This is a genomic window from Thermosynechococcus sp. M98_K2018_005 (assembly GCF_015295825.1).
Classification (GTDB): domain Bacteria; phylum Cyanobacteriota; class Cyanobacteriia; order Thermosynechococcales; family Thermosynechococcaceae; genus Thermosynechococcus.
The window spans coordinates 1-1,699 of sequence record NZ_DVEH01000084.1; the positions used below are offsets into that span (position 1 = coordinate 1).

The following is a 1,699-nucleotide window of genomic DNA, read 5'->3' on the forward strand; positions in this document are numbered from 1 at the left end:
ATAACCGTCACTTTTTGGTTCGGGCGGCCACTGATGCGAAATAGACCCTTCGGATCGCTTCGCTCGATTTACAGCCGCTTAAGGGGTGTCAGCCGAGGATCAACCACCTTTTGCCCGCGACATGGGAAACGAATCGCCAAGGAGAGCTTCGGACCGGTATCAAAGACATGGGTGATTTCCCCTTCGCCATAGACAGGATGGAGAATGCGATCGCCCACTCGCCAAGGAGAGGCAGCAGCCCTGCTCAACCGCGAGGGGAATACCTGCGTAACAGAGGCCACTTTCGGGCGTCGTTGAATATTCCCTGTCAGCAGTTCTGGGGGTAGCTCCCCCAAAAATTGCGAAGGAATCGTATCTTCACTCCCACCGTAGCGGCGACGGCTTTGGGCAAAGGTGAGAAAGAGCTGTTCTTGGGCACGGGTAATACCGACATAGCAAAGGCGGCGTTCTTCTTCAAGAGCCATGGGGTCGTTGAGACTGCGGGAGTTGGGAAAGAGTCCCTGCTCCATGCCCACCAAAAAGACAACGGGAAATTCTAGCCCCTTGGCGGCATGCAAGGTCATTAGGGAGACCACCCCCTCTCCCTCCTGCAAGGTATCCACATCCGAGGCAAGGGCAGAACTGCTGAGGAAATCGCTGAGGCTTGCCCCCTCATTTTCTTCGCTAAATTGCTGAGCAGCGTTGACCAATTCCATCAGGTTTTGCAGTCGCTCTCGGCTTTCGTCAGTGCCTTCGTTTTCTAGCTCGCGGCGGTAGCCTGTTTCTTCAATCACGGTTTTCACCAGTTGAGGGAGTTCAATATCGTCCACCAGCGATCGCAGGCGGGTCATGAGAGCAACAAACTGCTGTACCGCACGACTCGCTCGCCCGGCCAAGGGCGTCATGGATTCGGTATCGGCAATTAAGTCCCACAGGGAAATGCCAGGGATATGGGCGGCGTCACTGAGGCGATCCAAACTGGTTTTGCCAATCCCGCGCGGTGGCACGTTGATAATTCGCCGCAGACTCAGGGTGTCTTGGGGGTTTTGCAGCAGCCGCAGGTAAGCGAGAATATCCTTGACTTCCTTGCGCTCATAGAATTTGAGGCCGCCGACCACGGTGTAGGGAATGTTGGCGCGAACTAAGGCCTCCTCAAAGGGACGAGATTGGGCATTGGTGCGGTAGAGAATGGCAAACCGTCCCCACTGGGGTTCGAGGGATTGACTGCCCAAGGCTTTGATTTTGCGGGCAACAAAATCGGCTTCATCGGTTTCGGTGTTGCAACACTCACAGTGAATGGGGGCGCCTTCTCCTTTGGTGGGACGCAGCACTTTATCAATGCGTTCGTTGTTATGCTTAATGAGATGATTGGCGGCCTGCACAATGTTGGCAACGGAGCGATAGTTTTCCTCTAGCTTGATCATTGTGCGGCTATCGTCATCGGGCAGGCGATCGCCAAAATCTTTCTGGAAATCCATCAAGATAGTGAAATCAGCACAGCGGAACGAATAAATAGACTGATCCACATCGCCCACAACAAAAATTGAGCGATCGCTCCAATTCTGAAACTGCTGGGGGGGTGTGCCATTGGTGGCCAATAGCCGAATGAGATCGTATTGGGTGCGGTTGGTGTCTTGGTACTCATCCACCAGAATATGGGGGAACTGCTGATGCCAATACTCAAGGCGCTCAGGGTGCTGTTGCAGCAGATGCACCGTTC

The 1,699-nt window shown here is 54.1% G+C and carries 1 protein-coding gene; it reads right to left on the reverse strand.

Translation table 11 applies throughout. The features are described from left to right. Positions 1–68: 68 nt before the first annotated feature. On the reverse strand, positions 69–1,699 hold a 1,631-nt coding region (locus IGQ15_RS10815; protein WP_297051650.1), incomplete at its 5' end, for a 3'-5' exonuclease.